Here is an 18,787-nt window from a genome sequence, read left to right on the forward strand (position 1 = left end):
TATAATCGGAAAAACGAAAAATACCAATTAACACAACGAAAAGTATACAAGTAAAAAAACTTACACACCATTTAAACCCTATTTAAACACCAATTAAAAAGCCCCAATACGGGGCTTTTTTTATGTATGACTTGTAATCCACTGTTTATGCAACATTATGTCCGTATAGCTCGAATTATAGCCTATAGAGGCGTTTAATTCCACCTTAGTCGCATTGTTAAACGGATTACTCATCGGTGTTTTCGTTTCAATCCATTCACATAGCTCAATAATAGACGACTTATTTGAGGTAAAGTAAAAATAATTTGAGTTATCCAGCACCTGGAGAACATCCAAATAATCTTTAAGTTTCCAGTAGCTTTTGTATGTGCCGGCTTCTGTAGACAAGTACGGCGGATCAACTAGAAACACAACATTAGGAGTGTCTTTGAACTCATTAAACAGCTCTTTATAATCCTTACTCACAACCTCGATACCGTCAAGATAGCCATCAGCATTATAACCTGACTGTCTAACGCTATTATATAGCGACTGAGCCTTCAACTGGTCTAAGTCTAAGGCGTAATTCATTGAGAAAAGAATAGAGCTGGATATCGTAATATAATCAACATAGCCGTTTATTTGCTCCAACTCAATACGGTTTAGTACTTTGTCACGGGTCTCTCCAAGTATCCTTTTATCCTTTGGCCAGTCCTTCAGCAAATCCCTTAAATCTGCAATAAGAGCATTCGTCTTGTTTATATTTTGGATTCTTTCCCTGTAGTTATCAAAATCATTGTAAATTATTCTAGCATCAGGGTAATGACCTTTTGCAGTATGTGATAACAAACCACTACCGCCAAATAAGTCCACATAAACCGCATCCGGGGGGTATTGTTTTAAAGCCGTTTTAAACTCATTTAAAAACCTTCTTTTTTGTCCCATAAATGGCAAAGGCGCCGTCGTGTAATTTTTTTGTTTAATTTTCATTTTTAATATTCGATTTTTGATTGATGATATTATATATTTGCAAAAGGTCTCAAACCAAAAAAAAACACGCACGAAACAACCAGAAGACCTATGTCCTCCGATTATGCTTCGTGCGTATTTGATTTTAAAAGTTTGAGACCTTTTGAATTCGGAGGACTATTTTTACTTCCCGTCCTGCCTTGGAAGTTTTACTTCATTTTCTCGTAGAAAAACAAATCTTCTTTCGATATAGCCTCTACACAATGATCACGGCCTAGAACCTTATCCAAGAACCTCCTTAGCTTTGTATCCTTCACGTGTAACAATAGCAATCCTGTAACTGCCGATATTGTTTGATACCATTTGCCATACTTAATATTACCCTCGATGCCGTAAACATCGTTTAGCATTTCTCCCGCTCCGGCATTAGCTAAACCATCAGACAGCAATGTAATACTGCGAATAATTGGAGTGAGTTGCTTAGACAGCGAATAGTCAAGTTTCCAAATGTGCTTTGCCGTTGTGTATAAAAATCCCAACACAAAAACTACCGGAAACACTATAAGGCCCCCAACAACAAACACAAGTATTTCGATAAATAGTTTTTTCATAAGCCTAGCATAATTCCCAATCAATATCTAAACTTTCATAAATAGGCCTAGACTGAGTTTCAAGAAGCAAAGCCTCAGAAATCAAATCGTCTAATTCTGAAGAGAAAGTCTCTGTTATTTCAATTGAATTATTGAGATAGTTAAACAGTGTGTCAATTTCTACTTTTGGATAAATCTGCAGTTTAGAATCAATAAGTGTTAATTGTTCAATCATCACTCCGTCAACATCTATTATTGTAGATAGATAGTCATCTACTTTTGCTACATATCGATTATTATCTAATTCAAATTTCCATTCAGAAATCTTAACGACTATTTTTCCATATTTTCCGTCTCTGGAACGATAAAGAAGATCTTTTTTTGATTGTATTTTTGCCATAGTTAAAATTTGTTATAATACTTATTATAATTTGATGAAGTTAAGTCGCTTAAAGAGGATGGTACATTAGAATCTGCCCCAATAATATCAGGTACATTTACTAAAGCCAATTCTAATATCTGACTAAAATTATGTGGAGCAAAATATATTTTACCGTTTGGGGCTAAAACACCACTTATCCATTTAACACTACTACTACCATAAGCACTTCCAATTAATGAAGTAGTATTTGTAGTCGGATCTAATTCTAATATCTGACTAGAATTACGTGGAGCAAAATATATTTTACCATTTGGAGCCAAAATACCTCCTGACCATTTTTCACTATCAGCATAAGTACTTCCAATTAATGAAGTAGTATTTGTAGCAGGATTTAATTCTAATATCTGAGTAGAACTACGTGGAGCAAAATATATTTTACCATTTGGAGCCAAAATACCACCATCCCATTTAAAGCCACCAGAATAATTACTTCCGATTAATGAAGTAGTATTTGTAGTAGGATCTAATTGTAATATCTGAGTAGAACCATCAAAAGGAGAAAAATATATTTTACCGTTTGGCGCTAAAACACCGCCTGACCATTTCAAGCTACCAGAATAAGTACTTCCGATTAATGAAGTAGTATTTGTAGTAGGATCTAATTGTAATATCTGAGTAGAAGTCAAAGGGGCGAAATATATTTTACCGTTTGGCGCTAAAACACCACCAATATGTTTATAACTAGTACCATAAGCACTTCCAATTAACGCAGTAGTATTTGTAGTCGGATCTAATTCTAATATCTTAGCAGCCCTCAAAGGAGCAAAATATATTTTACCATTTGGGGCTAAAACACCGCCTACCCATTTTTCACTACCACCATAAGTACTTCCAATTAATGAAGTAGTATTTGTAGCAGGATTTAATTCTAATATCTGAGTAGAATTATGTGGAGCAAAATATATTTTACCATTTGGGGCTAAAACACCACCTCCCCATTTAGCACTAATACCATAAGTACTTCCAATTAATGAAGTCATATTTATCACTGAACTCTTTCCAAAAACCATATAATTAGCTGGTATCATGTCGTTGTTTCTCCTTTTAATTTGTATGTAGTTGTCGAACCATCTTTATATAATGTTGCCATTTTAGTAGGCGGTAAAATCAAAGCAGTTTCAACAATAGTCGCACCTGCACCAGCCACAAAGGTTGCCGTGGCCCCCGTCCAGCAATCAAACACGGCACTAAAATCAGCCGCCAATGTACTAGGTACCGTTATTGTTGCGTTTGCTTTTACCTTTATAATTGCACGGTCATAAGTGTTATCAAGAGTCAAATTCCCAGTAATATTCTTTTGAATATTAAGAACTTGATCACCCGTATTCGTCCCAGTAGAATTCCCACTACCGCTAGGAGCGCCCACTTGAGCAGCCGTCACGTTATGAGGATTGTCAGTTCTTGACAAATGCACCATAACCGAAGCCCCGTTGGTAGAAAACCATGTATAAGCTGCATCATATCCTGTTTTCAAAGCAGATGTAAACAAACTCGTAAACGTGATTATCTTCCCAACAGCACTAATCACAAGACCAGTGTTTGCGCTTTTCATTTCTATAGTATCGTCCGCAACCGTCGCATTTACGACACCACTATCAGTAACAATAGAGGTAATTGTTTTTTGAGTAGGTGAAGTGGATGTTTCTCCTTTAGAAAGAATAATGTTATCCATCCTAAAACCGGATGCATTAGAACCATACATAAATATCTCAACCCCATTAAACTGAGAATTTGTAAAAGAAAAGGCGGTTATCGGGATGATAACACCCTGGTAAATGTTAACCGTGTTTCTGTTAAAATTGTAGTTCCCGCTTATTATTTCAACAGTAGAGCTAACAGCAATTCCGTCTTTTAAAAACCGTACATAGAACCTGGTTGAATTGCTGAAAACTGACTTTAAACTCACAAAGAATCTAAAGAGTGAATAATCGGTAATTGAATTCAACACGCTATCTGTAAACTTCATTGTATTTCCTGCAGAAACAGAAGTACAGTCAATGTGTATAGCTCCTTGAAAAGGACTTAAATTAGAATTGAAATTGATTGCGCCACTATTTGAAAAAGTGGTAAACTCTGAGTTTTCTTTAAAAACAACTTTCTCAGACACATTCCCTGGAACAGTTGAATTGGCCGGAACATCGGCAGTAGAAATATAAATAACCGTGTTGGTGTCAAAGGTTGGTGCAAGTGCAACCTCTTCCGGTTCCCCTTGTACAGAGAAAGCCCCCGAAGCATTCACCGCAATTATATCCTTTCGATCATACACACTGTGGGCCGGTGGCAATGTTACTTGTTGCGTGGCACCAGGATACAAAACCCCCTCTAAATAAAAATCAGGGTAAATGACATCATAAATAAGACCTACACCTGTCCAAATAGCAAAAGCCGGACCCGTGAAATTGGTCTTTAAATTTTGAAGCCCTTGCAGAACGGTAATCTTTTCCCCAGATTCATTAATCGCTTCAACAATATCATTAAGCTCTCCAGCCATCAAGAAATACTTAGTATCCTTGCCGGCAATAGCCGCTAATTTCTCAGGGCTATTTTCTTTCGTTTCTATTAATAGTGTTCCCATTAGGCTACTCCTACATATTTAATAAAGTGTACAATTCGGTATGGATTCATGATGTCGATGGCATTACCTCCTCCCGTAAGCTCTGTTTGTTCGTCCGCTTCCGTTCCTCTGAGTATCCCTTCAGAACCAGTCGATTCAGAAACATTTAAGCGGTCAACCTTCAATCCGTGGCTATGTTCTGGCATTTCAGCAATGGTAAGCGTATGAGTTGCCGCACCGCCATAGTCCCCAAGAACATCAAACAATGGATTCGTTGCATCATGCCCGACAGGCATTCTACCTTTCAAAGGAATATACTCTTCCCAACCGTCTGGTATCTCAGATGCCGGAAGATCCCAAATTGCAATTAAGCCAATAGGAACATTTGAAAGTGGTCGAGCTTCAAGAGCAAGTATTCTTTCTAATAATGTTTCGGTCTCTGGGATTCCAAAGTTTGGATCAAGTACTATTCCATTCGGTTTGCCGCCGATATTGTCCCAAATCAATGGCTTTACCACCTGAATGCGTGTAAAAGCAGATAGCGCAACCCCGGCAGGGTCAACAATAGCACGTGTTGAACGAAACACAGGGTAATTACTTCCACTAAAAAAAGAAAGATTTTCAAGTATAATCTCTTTTTTTATCTTAGTGGCCTCAGTACCAAGAGTGGCTTCAAATAAACACAACTCCCCATTTATATATACTACACCTTCGGTAATATTGGGACCAACAACCGTACATCCGCTAATGATGAAGTTCCCCTCATCAGGCATACCCAAATGTTTTACAAAGGCTTTCAGAATTTCAAAGTAAGCGCTTTGCATTCTTCTAAGAGACGCCTGTTTAAAGCGATATCCCCCTACTTGAGAAAAGTCTATAAGATTCATAATGTATAAGTTTGTATTTTATATTTATTTCCGAAATATCTGTAAGTGTCTACCAATGCTCTAATACGTTCCTCTTGAAAAACATAAGTATCTGGAATAAAAATTATCCACGTATAGCTTACAACATTTTCATTATCATTATCTAAAAAAATATCATCATCACTGTCGTCGCCATCATCTTTCAAAAAAATCACCTCTTCCTCTTCATCTTGAAAGATGTATAACTTGGGTGGTTCTGGGATATCATCAATATAAACCGTTTTTGTTGTTTCATGGTTCTGATGATCATATCCTGCAACCTTAAAATACTCATTGAGCATCTTTTCAAGGTTAATAGTTATCCCATCATGCTGCATTTTATACAAGGTTTCATTGTATATTCTATTTACTGGAGTAATAATAGCTTTCAAATAATGAAAGGTTTCATTGTTTTTGAATTCCTTAGGCAATAGCTGTTGCACAAGTGTAAAAAAGTTAACTGTTAGCCAAAACATAAGGAAGATAGTTAATGGTTAGATTTTCATCATTTATTTTAAAATAACCAGAGTCAGGCGTTTTCCATTCAGCCATATCGGTAAAAGGATAGGCATCAAATTTGCTTTGAATTAAGTCGATTACCACTAACTCGATTCCCTCAGCATCCTTTAAGGTTGTTCTAAAAAAATCCTTAACAAATGCTCCGTCAAATTCAAGATTAGCCAAATACAACTCTATAGCATCCTTAATTGGGTATACGTCTTCAGTACTTGATAATAACTTTCCGGTGGTAGTGTCTATAACCAAAGGATTTACATAAACTGTTAAACTCACCTTGATTAAATCAGCCGTTTTATTAAATAAAACAAATGGGACACCTGGTACTTTTTTCTTTTTTATATAGGCCTCTATCCTTGTTTTTTGCTCAGCAGTTACAGGCCCTAGAACACCGTTGTTATCCGTAGCTATTTTGACTACAAGGCCGCCGCTATCAGGTTCAAGAACCGCACAACGGGCTATGATCTTTCGAGATTCAGCATCAGGGACATTAGTCAAATCATATTGAAAACTTCCTTCTTTCCAAATCAAGTCCAGTCCATCGTAATAGTCCAAAATGGATTGTTTGAAATTCGGCTGGTTCTGAGGACGGGAGACGGTAGCGTTTTTTTCTGAAATCTTTTCATGAGACCAAATGACAAAACTGAACACATAAACCCAAAGCCTCCAAACAGATACTTTACTCGTACTTGTGGCTGATGACAATGTTTGCTCGGCGGTTGTTAGAATTTCAAGCGCGTTAAGCTCTGACGCAGCCGCTTTAGCTTCTAAGATTTGTTCCTGTATTTCTTTAAAACTTCTGCTCATAATTAAAAACTATATGGAAATTCTCCTGGTAAATAATATTCAAATATTCTTGGAATTCTTTCAAATGTTGCGATTTTTGATTTTCTCGATTTAAAGTAATTCACATTAGTTATATCCCTGAATTCCTCACTTTTGGGCATATATGTTTTTTGTCCTGGAAACAAAGTATCTGTTATTGCAATTCTATTATTTAAAGCCCAATCAAAAGCCGCCAATGCGCTCCCATCTTCCTGCATGGCAATGTCTAATAAACATTGATTTTCAATTACAATAACTGTTTGAGCTCTCTGGTCAACATACTTTTCAATCAACTCTGTCAATAAGTAAGTCTCATATTGTTCTTGATTAATTTGCCTAATAACCTGACCAGGATCCAATGAATCCGTAATTGATAATCCGTTTACAATAGCATAATCCCAAGCTGCTAGTGCAGTACCGCTTTCTTTGATGGCGATATCTAAAAGCGTTTGATTTTTAACTGCAGTAATTGTTTGAACTTTCTTTTCAGCATACTTTTCAATCAAATCGGTCAATACCGAAGTCTCATATTGTTCTTGAATGATTTGGACAATAACCTGACCCGGTTCTAACATCTCCGTAATTGAAAATCCATTTGCAATAGCATAATCCAAAGCTGCTACTGGAGTGCCTCTTTGTTTAATGGCAATATCCAAAAGCGTTTGATTTTCTACAGCTATAATCATTACGGATGCTCTTTTTTGTATTTATCAAAATCAGTTTTCAAACTGAAGTACTTTTTTTTCCACTGATCCAATGATTTTTCCAAACCATCTATTTTAGTTGAAAAAGAGTTTAATTTTTCCTCAAAAGTCAGTTTTAAATCTTGGTACTTTTCTTCATACCGTGCCTTTAAATCGGTCAATGAGTCTTGATATAAATCGACAATACTTTGATTGTTGTCAATGGTTTGCTTTTTTCGGTTTGGAAACCAAACCACAAACATTCCTATAAGTGCCGACACAATTTCTCCAAAAAACGGCTTTAAAATTTCAATCATAATACTATCTATTTGCGTCAACATGCAGGTCTGGGTAATCAATATCAATGTCGATATTGATAAACCCGTCAAGCATCAATTGCTCATTAATATCTCTTTTTATGCGTACTTCTGTGGCTTTTGATTTGATTAGCTGTGCAATTCCTACTCCGGTCAACGGATGTTCTTTCCAAGCACCTTTACTTGATTTAATAAGCAATTCAACATCTTGTGCCTCACTGTCACCTATTACAAAATCACCATTTGCAATCAACATATTGCCATTGTCGTCAAGCAGGAAATCAGTCATTACTTCAGTATTTTATTAATTCGTGTTTTAGTTTGTAAAACCGCCGTTTTTATATTGGAAATAATTCCGGTGTTAGGAGTGGTTCCGTAACCAGGCAAAACAACCGTTGCACTCAGGGCATCACAAAGCTTTCCTATTTCATCCTGCAAATCATTAATGACTTGCTTTAGGTTTTCACTTTCCCTTTCTATTTGGGTACCCGATTCATCAACTTTAAACACAGTGTCACCATATTTAAAACTGATACTTTTTACCTTACTGGTTTGAATGATCGTAGCATTATCATTTAGTATTGCAACAACAATGACACTTCCAACTTCAGGTACAATTTTTAATTCTTGGGCATCATTGTCAATAATGGCATTTAAACTGCATTTAAAGAATATTTTTTTCGTAGTTAAACTTTGAACTTTACAAAAGGTTTCACCTACCGAAATAACTTTCGCTTTGTCAATTACTATTGTAATTTTTGATTCAATAATTTTTTCAATGGCTTCCCTAATCATTACAGTAATTTTTTTTCAGTTACAAATTTCCCAACAGTACAAATTCTTCTATAACCTCCTGAGGCGCTTACGGTTATTTTCACTTCATCAACATAATGCTCGGAATCCCTTTTTTCATAAATGCCTGGATCTAATACCCTAATGGTCTGACCGTGTTCTACAACCGGAAAACCAAAGCTTTTAATGGTTCCGGCATAGCCTCCTTTCGTTTTTGCATTATCGTAGCGTCGATCAATATTAATTTTTAATTGTTCTTTTGTTGTGTAATCCTGATTCCATCTTTCGATATCCCCCCCTTCATCACCTCTATCATAGTAAATAACACTTCCATCCTTTTGAATACTTTTTCCGTAGATTTTTAATTTACAATCTTCAGGAGATTTATACTCTAGCGAATCATCAATTATATTTCTACCAAATTCAAACTGAGGAATTGCTGTTGGTAATTTATCATCCGCATACTGTAAACCACAGACCAATCTTTTCCCTCTAAAAAAAGTATAAAGCCCCGCTTTTCTTCTCAGTTCGTCAAATATTTTTGCAGATGTTGTGTCAGCCATTGAAAAATCTCCGTAAATCTCATCAGCACATTCAATCTCATAGCCTGGTGCGGCAGCCTGTAAAATTTGCTTAACAGTGGCATCTTCAATATGAACAGAAATATTGTTTCGTTTCATGGTATACATCTCATCCTCACAATGAAACGCAACAGGGATAGTAGGTTGAATTCTGGCGATGTATCCTTCAAATTCCGTTTTAAGTTCTCTGTTGTATCCCAGTTCTATTTTAATCAAATCACCCGTTTTAAAGAGTTCTTTTATACTTTCCATCGGAAACATGGTGTTTCCAACTTGGTAGTAAACTCCTTTTGGAAGTTCGAGAATTGCGGTATCGGTGAACTTTCTCCAAGTTTTTTCAATCTCAATACTGGATGCCGCTTCAAAGAACATTTTTGTTTGATCTACAGCGCTTTCTATAGTTATTTTACAACAAAAAACCATTAGGTAACGGAATTAATTTTAAACGGCCTCTTACTCCTACATTCAATTTCAAAGGCTTGCATGTTTTTGTATCCTGGCGTAGCTATAGGGCGGAAAGCATGAATAGACAAATGATTGATATTTAACATATTTAAAAAGGTTCCTTCCACTTCAAGCATGGTATCTTTTATTTCACATACGTAACGCAATCGTCTAAACTCAAATTCCGGGTAATCATCAGTTTTATAATTGATAATGATGCCTTTTATAACAATCCCATAATCATTCAGTCCCATAAGTTCCTCTACTTCGCCATCGGCTCCAAAGATGTCCGTAATAGCAATCTTTTTAGTAAGAACAACTTCAACAACGCACTCAAATGGAAAGTCATAGCCGTCAAATCGTTCGCCGGTTCCTTCAATAATTTTTGGTAAAAGTTTCACGTAATCCCAAACATGCACTCCTGTTTGAGAGACTAGTTGTAAAGGCTTTTTTTCTTCAAGGACTTGAATCCCTTCAAATCCATTGGTATATTGATCAGCGACAGCCGCTCCAACATATCCAATATTAAGATTGAAAGTGCTTTTGAACAGTTCTTGAAAATTGAAATTATATGAAGACATCTCCTTTTGTGTTTTGTCGTTTGGCATCAAACCATAATACCCATTCTAACTGCTGCCATTTATCCCAAAATAGATCATCGGGCATTTCCTCTGGCATTGCAATCTTAAAATGAAAGGAAAGTAATGCGTTTACTTTCCTAACAAAGTCATTTCCTGCCTGCCTATCAATTGGCAGGCCTAAACTTCCCCCAGTTCGCCAGCTAAGAACTTAACAATTCCAGAGGCTTGAATTGCGGCTGTGTCTGCAATATTCTCATCATTTTGCAATCTGGTGTCACCGCCTAACCAGCAGTTGTCTCTAAGGAATTCACCGCATTCCAAAATTTTGTTTTGTGAGTACATTGACAAAGCTGTCGCTTTATGATTTCTGGTTGGTGGTCTCAAATAACCGATAGCCACATCTCCAGGAGCTACAACCACGTTCAAAGTAGGAAGTTTATCCACTTTGTATTGTTTTTTCCAAGCTTCTATTTGTTCTTTAGAAACGATTCCTTCTTTAGTATTATCCTTCATAATTCGAGTTTTAATTTTAACTTGTAATTGCTTTTGAGTTTCTTTGGTCTGGTATGCAATACCAAGCCTTTTACATTCGTCTCTTAATTCCTGAATTGAATTCATTATTAAGCATTCCAGTCAATGTCTGCGATATAAAGTGGTATCTCTACACCCAGCGCATCGTTAGAACCCGCTTCGCCACTACGGGAGTTTTTAGTAAACTTGCAGCCTATCAAAGCATGCGCTACTTGTATACCTGTGTCCCCAACATAACTTACAGAGATCGGAAAGGCAGGAATGTCCGGCAGTGTTTTGCCAGGAGGCAATGATTTTTGAATAGCGTCTACTTCCTCACTTAAAAAAGTGATTGATCCCACACACTTTTCATCGCCTTGAGTGTACCCAATGTCCTTTGTCGTTCCTAAAGCCTTAACACCATCAATAGCATCGGTTCTTTCGTAGTTAATTGCCTTAACTGTTGTCAATAAACCGCCAAATGCTGTGATTCTTATGGAGGAATAGTTTCTGTACTTTCCATTAATTACCGGTCCGTTCATCTTAATTCGTTTTTAAAGGGTTTTTAAACCCTATTTTTAAATTGATTTTTCTACCAATAGCAACCGGGATGAACGTGAGTAAATAATCAAATTCAGAGGTTGCCAGTAAGTTTTGTGCCGGATCAACATAGGAATCTATCCCGCCGCTAATGTCTCCAGAAGCAAGTAATGGACGTAAAGCCTCTCTACCAATAACCTCTAAATCTTTTACGATTTCAGGCTTTAACATTCCTGTTGTATCATCAACATACAATCTGGCCTTTACCCTTGGAGCTAATTTTTTTCGAGCTAATCGGATGGCTTTTTTGATTGTTCTGTTATTCTCAACATAAGCGTAGTCTGAATCAATTTTTGAACAGGTATGCGTATCAACGCTGTAGTAACCGGGAACTTCCGCCTCACTATCAAAAGTGGCAAAAACATACCCTTTTTCATCTAACAAATCCAAAGCCGTCTCAGAAAAAGTATTTACATGTGCGCCTGAACTTAAACCGGCATTCTGAAAGAAACCTTCATTGACATCTGTTAAGTTGAAAATTGGATTAATCTCACCGGCATTTTGTGAAATAGCTGCTTTAGAAACCATCCCAACAAAATCTTCTACACTGGCGTATTTATTGTAAATAGCTTTTGCAATAGATACATCATTGTCTGCCATGATAATCATAGAAACATCCGCGCATTCGTTTACAAGGGTTCTTAAATCTAAAACAGCTGATGCGGTTCCAGAGAAAGAGCGGCCTTCTAAAAAGAAATCCGGATAACGGTATCTTGTTTCTTCAAAGGCATACAGTTCTTGCAATTTGTACATTGCATTTACGCTGTCTTCATCAAGTCCGGTTACAATAGTTGGTACATAATCCGTTTCGGGATTAAGAGCTATCATAGCTAGAACAGTGTCTTTTTTGTCACGTAAAATTTTAGCCAAATAGTTGTTATCCTTATCCGCCATTTGGGTCATCGTTACCGCTTGAGCTACTGGCATAAAGTGAATAGTGATTGATGGATTACGTTTGAATAATCTATTCAAACGATGCCAAACCAATACACTATTAGTATCGTCATAGGCTGGAGTAATTCCAATGGCTTCCACTTCCTCAATAGTGATAAAAGTATAGATCTGCCCTAAAATAATATCATCTCCGGCAATGGCGTTCATCACTACAGCTGTAGTCATATCATCAGTAGTTGATCTTCTACCAAGGCCGCCTTTTAGTCTTTGTACATTTAATCCTGGTCTAGACATTATTTACCGTTTTTAGCAGTTGTTTTTGCTGCTGGTTCTACTGTTGTTTCTTCTATTACAGCAATTGGAGTTGCTTTTAAAGTATCAAAGGCTGATTGAAGAGTACTCAATGAAACTCTCAGTTTCATGATTTCAACAATAACTGGTTCCTCTTTTTCATCAACAATTACTGTATCTGTGCTTAATGCAACAGTCACTTTGTCGATAAGATCCATCGCTCCGAGGTGTTTTTCTCTCAACTGAACAACAGCTGCAACTACCGGATTGCTCTCCTGAGTCACTTCAGGAGCCTCTTTAGTAAAGTCAACAGCTTGCTCAATTTCTCCCACAATAGTGATTAATGTCTCGTTTTCTTCCATTGCAAAAACCAATTGCTCTTCAATTGCCTTTATATCTTCAGGCTCAAAACCTTCACGGAAAAAGGACTCCGGTTCAGCAAATTCGTTTTTATTCGCGTGGTTATTCGCTTGAATAGGATTAAAGAAAGCTTGACCGTCTTCAGTCATGTACACTACATTTTCTTCCGGGTTTTCCTGAAGAATTTTATTTGCTAGTTTTTTCATCTTATTAAGTATCGTATTAATATATAAATGCAGACCCCTGCAATAATTACAATCATTATAACTCCATACCCCAAAGTCCTTAATATGCCATCATACCAATTACCGGTATCATCTCTGGGAGTATGGTATGTTGTGTTGTCTTTTGTAGATTTTAAAGTTTTAATAATGCTGTCTTTAAGTTTTAGCTCCAGTTCTAATTGACTACAATCCGCTTGGGCAATTATGTTTTCATTTTCCTTTTTTAGGGTTATAGTCGCCTGACCTTTCCGCTTAGACAAAGGCTTATCTGTTAGTTCAGAAACGAGTATTTTCAACACTGAACTGGAGGCAGGAACAACTATTGTTGTATCCCTTTCCTTAACCGCCTTGCTTATGACAGTAGAATCAATTACAATTCTTTCAGATGTTGGAACTACTCGTTTTGAACAAGCCAAAAACAACAAACAACATATCAGTATTACTATTTTTTTCATTTTTTAAAGTATAATTCCGCTTCTAATTGGCGGCGTGAGATTAAACCATTACTAACTTTTCCGTTAGATTTATTCCATTTTGCAAATTCTTTTGCAATGTTTGGATCACTTGGATTGGCATTGATCAACTTTAATAAAGTGCTATCACCAAGCCCTTCAGCTATGGTATCAACATCAATATCAGTACCTACGTTATAAGCAAAACTTAGTATTGCATTGTATTGATTTTGCGTAACACTTGACTTTACCAGGGAATTGACATCATTCTCAAATTGAGCAACAACCATGTTGAAAATTTCAACTGCATACGCTCTGGTTATTGGCTTATCTTTCATAGTCACTCTTCGACCATCCGGATAAAAAGTATTCCCAAAACCAATGGTAGGAACACCAGAACTGCATAAATAAGGAACAGAAGAAAAGCCTTCACGCTGCTGCAAAAAAAGAGATCCTAAACTGTCTAATTTTTTTTTCATTGTTTTATTGTTGACCCCCTAAGGGTGCAGTCGAGTCGCGTTGACTTCGACTGCCTTTTAAAATAACTCAGGATTTGTCCTATACAATTCCAGAAACTAACGCTCCAAAACCGTACTCCTGTTTTTTGTCAGTCAAACCGTAAGCGTGCAAACGGAATTCTGTTTGCGGATCCGCCTCTCTCGTGGATTGTGACATCGGTTTCAAAAGAGTATTCACACTTTCGATATGATGTACAGTGTTTGGTGCGTAGTAAAAAATAGAAGCATTTCTATCTGTTCCAATGGCTACAGCTCCATCTGCTTTCAAGGTACCGGCAGCAACGTATTTCACGTTTTGGTTATTTTCGAAAAATTTCATTTTAAAGAAACTTTTGATAGCGCCAGTTACAGGATCAATAACTATATCTCTATAATTATTTGTAGAGGATCTGTCGTCAATTAAATCCGCACGGTGTTCACTACATAAAATGGTGAACAATTGTGACTTATCAGTCAAATTCAAACCGTCAATCTGTAAATACCATCTGATTAAATCAGCATACAGTAATTTTTTACGTCCGGTACCGTCATCCGCTCCTGTAGTTCTAAAAACTGGAGTTGATGCACTATTAGCAGTAGGCGCTAATTTTCTCATTGCATAGTCTCTCACTCCAATTTGAAATGATTCTCTGTGCAATCGTCTGATTTCTGATTCTTTATCAAAAGCCATTGCTCTTAATTCCGAATCAGTAACTACTGTTAAATCAGTATCCAATTTGTCCCAGGCTACCAAAGTCTTTTGGTTACCTACAGCAACCGGATCAAAAGCAGTTGCTTTATTAACATGAAATCCTATGGTATTTACCAGTTTGTTAAACTTGATACCATCTTTGTCGATAGCAGCTTTATTAGGAGCTCTAAGCGTTCTAATAAATTCATCGTCAAGATTTCTGAATTCTTCTAATAATTGCGGTTCCACATATTGCGCTAACCACGTTCCATCAACTAATGCTGGCATAATTAATTAAATTTTGCGTTAAACAATTTTTTGAAATCTTCTGGAGCTTCATCTTCCATTTTAGACAATCCTTTCGGATCTTCTGTCTGCCATTTGTCAAACGTCCAAGCTTCACGTCCTTTAAGCAACTCGTGCTTACCCGTTTCGATGTTTTGAGCATCACGATTAACACCTCCATTTATGTCTGGCTTACCAGTCATTCTTGAAAGTGCTCTAGCAGTAAGCTCTGGGTTTTCAATAGCATCCTTTAGCCATTGGTCTTTTTCTGATGGGGGAAACTTTCCTTCTTCAGCTGCTTTGTCAATTAAGATTTGAGCATTTGTTTTTTGAAAGTTTTTCAAACCGGCTTCCGCGGTTTCACAACGATTAGCTTTGGCAAAAACATCTTTCAATGCTTTTTCAAAATCTTCATCTTCGCTACTAGCTGTAAGCGTGTGTACAATACTTGCAGCTGCAAGCATAGAGATAATTCTGTTTTTCATCTTTTCGTTAATTTGATTTTTAATTTCGTTTGGAATTTCGCCTTCGTAAGCCGCAAAAATTTCTTCAGCTGATTTGTTTTTCATGTCTGCCGGACTAGCCTGAAACACTCTGTTTTTTGATGGAGTAATAATTTCATCGCAGATCTTCATCTTAAGACATTGATCAGAGTCAACCCAAGTGTCATTATTTGGTTTCATCCAGTCCAGGATAACACTTTCTTCCGCTTGAGTTCGTTCTTTGTAGATTTCAACTAATCTGTTTTCGGCTTGATCTAATTGTGAAGCTGTAGATTGCATCGCTGTTTTATCACCATAACATCCAGAGCTTGGGGCGTGCATCATAAAGAATGCATTTTGTGTCATTTGGATAACATCCCCGCCTAATGCAATTATAGATCCCATACTGGCTGCCATCCCTTCAACTATGACAGTTATATTAGAATCAGAAGAACGCATCAGGTCATATATCGCCAAACCTTCATAAACAGAACCGCCTCCAGAGTGGATGCGAACCGTTACATCTTTATAGGATGTTAGAATTTTTTGAAATGAATTACGGAAACCTTTATAGTCCACATCTTCATACTTCCCTATGTAACCATAGATCAATATTTCGGACGCTGAGTCTGATTGGTTCTTTACTTCAAATCTAAATTTTTCGCTTTCTTTTGACATTTCCTTCACTTTGAGATGACAAAGATTAATCGACATCGTGAGCTTTAAAAATTGACTGTGTAGCGCCTAAAGATTTTTATTTAGTGGCTAAAGATTTTCATTTAGTGTCTCATCACTAAAATTTTACAATACAGTTATATGATGAACCTTTGCTATTGAAATTAACAATTAACAGTAGTAGAAATGGCACCAAAAAAGGGACTTACAAATGATGACAAAAAAGCGATTGCTTTAGAATTGTATCTGGAAACGGATAAAAGTCAAAAGGAAATTGCTGTGATTGTTGGTACCACAGAAAAAACACTTGGTAACTGGAAACAAGCCGGTGATTGGGAACTTCTTAAACATGCCCAAACTATTACTGTAAAAAACATTGTGACCAATTTATACAACAAGGCCTATGAGTTATCTATTGCGGATAAGGTTGATGCTGATAAACTGGTAAAACTGGCTAACACAATAGAAAAGCTTCAGAATAAAAAAGTAACCATTGCACACATCATAAATGTGTTTAAGGACTTCACCACTTTTGCTTTTAGCGAAAATGCTGAGCTGGCCAAACAAATCAATGTGCTACAAAAAAAGTATGTTGAATCTAAAGTAGGAGGTCAATAATGGCAGTACAAAACATCACCAAAAGAGACTATGACGAATGGTTAGAGTTTTGTAGACAAGTACAAAATTCAACTGCGGTCAATCTTGTAGAAACGCCCGAGGAACAGAAATGGCGTAAAAAAAACGCATTAAAAGATTATAACTTTTTTGTAAAAAAATATTATCCAACTTATGCTGATGCAGATTGCGCTGATTTCCATATCAAGTTTGCCGAAGCCTGCTTGAAAGATCCTAACTTTTTTGGAGTTGCCGAATGGCCACGCGAACACGCAAAATCCGTTCATATTACTATTATTATTCCAATGTGGTTAATTGCCCATAAACAGTTAACTGGAATGATCTTAATGGGAAAGAATGAAAATGATGCCTGTAACTTACTGGCTGATGTCCAAGCTCAATTACAGTTTAACGAATTGTTTGCACATGATTTTGGACAGCAGTACAATTTTGGTTCCTGGCAAGAAGGCGACTTTACCACAAAAGATGGAATTAGATTTTTAGCCGTCGGCCGGGATCAGTCACCCCGTGGAGCCCGTAAAGGTGAAAAGCGTCCTAATTATGGAGTAATTGATGATATCGATGATGATGAAATTGTACACAACCAGAAGCGTGTTAAGAAGATTGTAAACAGAATTCTTGGAGCATTCTTTTTTGCATTATCCATTAAAGGCGCACGCGTTTGCGTGGGTGGAAACCGTATTCACTCACAATCTATTTTAGCACATTTGGTTGGCGATACTAGACCAGGAGCTAAAAAGAGAGAAGGCATATTTCACTCAAAAGTATTGGCTTTGTATAACATTGTCAAAAATGCATTAGGCGAAATTGTAAGCGCTGATGTCGCTTGGGACGAACGATACAGTCTGGAAGAAATTGTACGCAAGATGAAAAAGGCGGGTCCGGTTCTGGCCATGCAGGAGTTCTTTCACCAAACTGAAGTGGAAGGATCTGTTTTTAAAAACCAGTATTTCAAGTTTGCCAAATTACCCCATTTAAAACAAATGGTAGTACTGATAGGATACTTTGATCCATCTTTTGAAAATAATGTAACATCCGATTTTAAAGCGGTTTCGATTTGGGGTTTAAAAGACGAAAAACGCTTTTGTTATAAACGATATACTCGAAGGTCAGAATTAGAAGATGTGTACCAATGGATGATTAATGTAGAGAAAAAACTGCCTTCAGGTGTGGCTATTATATGGTACATCGAAAAACAATTTTCGACAAAGTTAGTACGACAAGCATTAGCCAGAACCCGAAAAAAGAATAACAACTATCCACTTCACATCATAGAAGACGAAAGAAGTAAACCAGGGAAATTTACTCGTATGGTTCGGATGGTGTCAGAATATGCAGCAGGAAATGTGATTTTCAATATTGATGAAGAGCATGACACCGATATGGTAGAGGGAAATATGCTAGTAAAAGGAATAGAACCTGGTTATAAAACTGCCGATGACGCACCCGATGCCGATGAAGGAGCTTGGTATTATTTAGATCAACACATGAGCTTTACACCTGAAAATTTAGAAGGAGCTGTAAAAATGGGAAAACAAGAAATTAACGAAAACAGAAGGTACTAATGGCTAGATTCTTAAACGACAACGATTATAAAAAGCAAATCAGGGAATGGATAAAAAATGTATTGAATTACAATGATCCAACCGTTCAGGAAGATTGCGAATTAGCAGCACAAGCTGAAATGGAAACGTATCTGAATGCGAGATATGACATAGCGGCAATTTTCAGCACAACACAAGAGGCAAGTGCCAGGAATAGTTTAATAGTATTATATCTGGTAGACATCACTTTGTATCACATGTTTTCAAACATATCGCCAGACATGATACCGGTACTTAGAGAAACAAGATATAAAGCAGCCATTGCCTGGTGTAGAGATGTGGCCAAAGGAACACTTTCACCAATATTGCCTGAAAAGGTTATTACTCCCGAAACAGTACAGGCATTTGCTCACGGCGGAAATGACAAGTATAACAACAAAGATTCTAGATTTTAATTTAAACACTATT

The 18,787-nt window shown here is 36.8% G+C and carries 25 protein-coding genes; 3 read left to right on the forward strand and 22 right to left on the reverse strand.

The window, feature by feature from the left end:
* Positions 1-120 precede the first annotated feature (120 nt).
* From ABEB23_RS17720 to ABEB23_RS17825, 22 genes are all read right to left on the reverse strand, one after another.
* Positions 121-969 carry a DNA adenine methylase gene (locus ABEB23_RS17720; protein ID WP_348814048.1) on the reverse strand — a complete coding sequence of 283 codons (849 nt, stop codon included), beginning with the start codon at positions 967-969 and terminating at the stop codon, positions 121-123.
* Between the two features lie 188 nt (positions 970-1,157).
* Positions 1,158-1,559 (reverse strand): hypothetical protein, encoded by a 402-nt coding sequence (locus ABEB23_RS17725; RefSeq protein ID WP_348814049.1) that lies wholly within the window; start codon positions 1,557-1,559, stop codon positions 1,158-1,160.
* 4 nt (positions 1,560-1,563) lie between these two features.
* Positions 1,564-1,938 (reverse strand): hypothetical protein, encoded by a 375-nt coding sequence (locus ABEB23_RS17730; protein WP_348814050.1) that lies wholly within the window; start codon positions 1,936-1,938, stop codon positions 1,564-1,566.
* 2 nt (positions 1,939-1,940) lie between these two features.
* A complete protein-coding gene (locus ABEB23_RS17735; RefSeq protein WP_348814051.1) occupies positions 1,941-2,960 on the reverse strand; it encodes a Vgb family protein in 1,020 nt (339 codons plus the stop codon).
* Between the two features lie 44 nt (positions 2,961-3,004).
* Positions 3,005-4,555, reverse strand: a complete 1,551-nt coding sequence (locus ABEB23_RS17740) for a hypothetical protein (RefSeq protein ID WP_348814052.1) — start codon at positions 4,553-4,555, stop codon at positions 3,005-3,007.
* Positions 4,555-5,421 carry a hypothetical protein gene (locus ABEB23_RS17745; RefSeq protein WP_348814054.1) on the reverse strand — a complete coding sequence of 289 codons (867 nt, stop codon included), beginning with the start codon at positions 5,419-5,421 and terminating at the stop codon, positions 4,555-4,557. Before ABEB23_RS17745 ends, ABEB23_RS17740 begins: the two co-directional genes overlap by 1 nt.
* Positions 5,418-5,915: a hypothetical protein gene (locus ABEB23_RS17750; protein WP_348814055.1), complete on the reverse strand. Its 498-nt coding sequence runs from the start codon at positions 5,913-5,915 to the stop codon at positions 5,418-5,420. The genes ABEB23_RS17745 and ABEB23_RS17750 overlap by 4 nt, the downstream gene beginning before the upstream one ends.
* Positions 5,896-6,762 (reverse strand): hypothetical protein, encoded by an 867-nt coding sequence (locus ABEB23_RS17755; protein WP_348814056.1) that lies wholly within the window; start codon positions 6,760-6,762, stop codon positions 5,896-5,898. Before ABEB23_RS17755 ends, ABEB23_RS17750 begins: the two co-directional genes overlap by 20 nt.
* Before the next feature lie 2 nt (positions 6,763-6,764).
* The gene (locus ABEB23_RS17760) at positions 6,765-7,466 is read right to left on the reverse strand and encodes a hypothetical protein (protein WP_348814057.1); all 702 of its coding nucleotides are present in this window, start codon (positions 7,464-7,466) and stop codon (positions 6,765-6,767) included.
* Positions 7,466-7,780 carry a hypothetical protein gene (locus ABEB23_RS17765; protein ID WP_348814059.1) on the reverse strand — a complete coding sequence of 105 codons (315 nt, stop codon included), beginning with the start codon at positions 7,778-7,780 and terminating at the stop codon, positions 7,466-7,468. Before ABEB23_RS17765 ends, ABEB23_RS17760 begins: the two co-directional genes overlap by 1 nt.
* A 4-nt stretch (positions 7,781-7,784) precedes the next feature.
* The gene (locus ABEB23_RS17770; RefSeq protein ID WP_348814061.1) at positions 7,785-8,069 is read right to left on the reverse strand and encodes a hypothetical protein; all 285 of its coding nucleotides are present in this window, start codon (positions 8,067-8,069) and stop codon (positions 7,785-7,787) included.
* On the reverse strand, positions 8,069-8,575 hold the full coding sequence (locus ABEB23_RS17775; RefSeq protein ID WP_348814062.1) for a hypothetical protein: 507 nt from the start codon (positions 8,573-8,575) through the stop codon (positions 8,069-8,071). Before ABEB23_RS17775 ends, ABEB23_RS17770 begins: the two co-directional genes overlap by 1 nt.
* Positions 8,575-9,576 (reverse strand): hypothetical protein, encoded by a 1,002-nt coding sequence (locus tag ABEB23_RS17780; RefSeq protein WP_348814063.1) that lies wholly within the window; start codon positions 9,574-9,576, stop codon positions 8,575-8,577. Before ABEB23_RS17780 ends, ABEB23_RS17775 begins: the two co-directional genes overlap by 1 nt.
* The gene (locus tag ABEB23_RS17785; RefSeq protein WP_348814064.1) at positions 9,576-10,178 is read right to left on the reverse strand and encodes a DUF6046 domain-containing protein; all 603 of its coding nucleotides are present in this window, start codon (positions 10,176-10,178) and stop codon (positions 9,576-9,578) included. Before ABEB23_RS17785 ends, ABEB23_RS17780 begins: the two co-directional genes overlap by 1 nt.
* 177 nt (positions 10,179-10,355) lie before the next feature.
* Positions 10,356-10,796 (reverse strand): hypothetical protein, encoded by a 441-nt coding sequence (locus ABEB23_RS17790; protein ID WP_348814065.1) that lies wholly within the window; start codon positions 10,794-10,796, stop codon positions 10,356-10,358.
* A 2-nt stretch (positions 10,797-10,798) separates the two neighbouring features.
* On the reverse strand, positions 10,799-11,230 hold the full coding sequence (locus ABEB23_RS17795; RefSeq protein ID WP_348814066.1) for a hypothetical protein: 432 nt from the start codon (positions 11,228-11,230) through the stop codon (positions 10,799-10,801).
* A 1-nt stretch (position 11,231) separates the two neighbouring features.
* Complete coding sequence (locus ABEB23_RS17800; protein ID WP_348814067.1) at positions 11,232-12,476, reverse strand: DUF2586 family protein; 1,245 nt, start codon at positions 12,474-12,476, stop codon at positions 11,232-11,234.
* Entirely contained in the window at positions 12,476-13,039 is a 564-nt protein-coding gene (locus ABEB23_RS17805) for a hypothetical protein (RefSeq protein ID WP_348814069.1), read from the reverse strand. Before ABEB23_RS17805 ends, ABEB23_RS17800 begins: the two co-directional genes overlap by 1 nt.
* Positions 13,036-13,512: a hypothetical protein gene (locus ABEB23_RS17810; RefSeq protein ID WP_348814070.1), complete on the reverse strand. Its 477-nt coding sequence runs from the start codon at positions 13,510-13,512 to the stop codon at positions 13,036-13,038. Before ABEB23_RS17810 ends, ABEB23_RS17805 begins: the two co-directional genes overlap by 4 nt.
* The gene (locus ABEB23_RS17815) at positions 13,509-13,988 is read right to left on the reverse strand and encodes a lysozyme (RefSeq protein WP_348814071.1); all 480 of its coding nucleotides are present in this window, start codon (positions 13,986-13,988) and stop codon (positions 13,509-13,511) included. The genes ABEB23_RS17810 and ABEB23_RS17815 overlap by 4 nt, the downstream gene beginning before the upstream one ends.
* Before the next feature lie 79 nt (positions 13,989-14,067).
* Entirely contained in the window at positions 14,068-14,985 is a 918-nt protein-coding gene (locus ABEB23_RS17820; RefSeq protein WP_348814072.1) for a hypothetical protein, read from the reverse strand.
* A gap of 2 nt (positions 14,986-14,987) precedes the next feature.
* Positions 14,988-16,142 carry a head maturation protease, ClpP-related gene (locus ABEB23_RS17825; protein WP_348814073.1) on the reverse strand — a complete coding sequence of 385 codons (1,155 nt, stop codon included), beginning with the start codon at positions 16,140-16,142 and terminating at the stop codon, positions 14,988-14,990.
* Positions 16,143-16,325: 183 nt separating this feature from the next.
* Between ABEB23_RS17825 and ABEB23_RS17830 the strand changes: the two genes are divergently transcribed.
* From ABEB23_RS17830 to ABEB23_RS17840, 3 genes are read left to right on the forward strand one after another with little or no spacing between them, the layout of a single operon-like run.
* Positions 16,326-16,757: a hypothetical protein gene (locus tag ABEB23_RS17830; RefSeq protein WP_348814074.1), complete on the forward strand. Its 432-nt coding sequence runs from the start codon at positions 16,326-16,328 to the stop codon at positions 16,755-16,757.
* Entirely contained in the window at positions 16,757-18,340 is a 1,584-nt protein-coding gene (locus ABEB23_RS17835; RefSeq protein ID WP_348814075.1) for a hypothetical protein, read from the forward strand. Before ABEB23_RS17830 ends, ABEB23_RS17835 begins: the two co-directional genes overlap by 1 nt.
* Positions 18,340-18,774: a phage protein Gp36 family protein gene (locus ABEB23_RS17840; RefSeq protein ID WP_348814077.1), complete on the forward strand. Its 435-nt coding sequence runs from the start codon at positions 18,340-18,342 to the stop codon at positions 18,772-18,774. The genes ABEB23_RS17835 and ABEB23_RS17840 overlap by 1 nt, the downstream gene beginning before the upstream one ends.
* Positions 18,775-18,787: the final 13 nt, after the last annotated feature.

Origin of the sequence: Flavobacterium maritimum (assembly GCF_040049085.1) — a bacterium.
Taxonomy (GTDB): Bacteria; Bacteroidota; Bacteroidia; order Flavobacteriales; family Flavobacteriaceae; genus Flavobacterium; species Flavobacterium maritimum.